At 43.6% G+C, this 1,250-nt stretch carries 2 protein-coding genes; both read right to left on the bottom strand.

From position 1 onward, the window contains the following. Positions 1-520, bottom strand: a 520-nt coding sequence (locus ACS8FD_RS15260; protein ID WP_439276471.1) for a nucleotidyltransferase domain-containing protein, incomplete at its 3' end; no start/stop codon positions are given. A gap of 178 nt (positions 521-698) precedes the next feature. Then, a partial coding sequence (gene map / locus ACS8FD_RS15255; RefSeq protein WP_439276470.1) for a type I methionyl aminopeptidase occupies positions 699-1,250 on the bottom strand: 552 nt, incomplete at its 5' end.

The following is a 1,250-nucleotide window of genomic DNA, read 5'->3' as shown; positions in this document are numbered from 1 at the left end:
TGCTCTGTAGCGCTTCATTACCGATTAACAATCGAGCCTCTAGTAACGTACTGGCAACCGTATGATCCGTGGCCGCTTCCAAGCAGTCATCGACACTACGTACCGATAGCGCAGGCTCAAGACCAATATCCCATAACATCGCTACCAGCCTATCAATTTTACTGCTAACATCGGTCTGTAACTTATCAGGTGCTAGCAATAAAATATCGATATCTGAATACAGAGACAGCTCGCCGCGTCCATAGCCGCCAGTTGCAAATAATGCCAAATCTGTCTTGTCTAACTCAAACCATGTAAACAATACAATCAGCAAATCATCAATGGCATCGCTACGAGCGCCAACTAGTTGACGAATATTCGCTCCACGTTCAAGAGCGCGGCTAATATCGTTATTGATCTGCGTTAACCATTTGGGTATACCAAGTAAAGACTTCTCCGTATCAGATGATGAGACCGTATCTGACGCAGGAAAAGAGGGTAGCGGAGTTAGGTTAATAGAAGCAGCATCGAAAGAGAACATGAGCGTTATCCAAACAATAATTTAAAAATAGAGAGTGTTAAAAGCACAAAGCAATTAAACGTATAAAGCTAAAAGCAGTCAACATAATACTTAACGCGTATCTACCGACTCATAATAATAGCCTAAAGACAATAATAATAGCGCAAAAAAAAGACCGCCTAAGCGATCTTGATTTATATCATTGGGTCAAAAAGCTCAAATCTTCTTCAGGACGCGTGGTAAATACCTCACAGCCATTATCAGTCACGACCATGGTATGCTCCCATTGGGCAGACAGCTTACGATCTTTAGTAATCGCCGTCCACTCATCCGGTAGGATTTTGGTCTGCCATGTACCTTGGTTAATCATGGGTTCGATAGTAAAGGTCATGCCAGTTTTAAGCTCAAAGCCTGTGCCTTTTTTGCCATAATGCATAACTTGTGGCTCATGGTGAAACTCATTACTGATACCGTGACCACAGAACTCACGCACGATACTAAAGCGTTCAGGCTCGACCACTTCTTGGATAGCGGCACCAACATCACCCAAACGCGCGCCATCTTTGACGACACTCATGCCTGCATACAGCGCATCTTGCGCCACTTTACAGATACGCTGCGCCATGATGGAACCATTACCAACGATCCACATTTTTGAGGTATCGCCATAATAGCCATCTTTAATGACAGTCACATCGATATTAATAATGTCGCCGTCTTTAAGCAATTTGTTTTCGGTTGGGATACCGTG

The sequence above is a fragment of the Psychrobacter sp. 1U2 genome (assembly GCF_051847575.1).
This window is presented reverse-complemented; position numbering and strand designations above follow the sequence as displayed.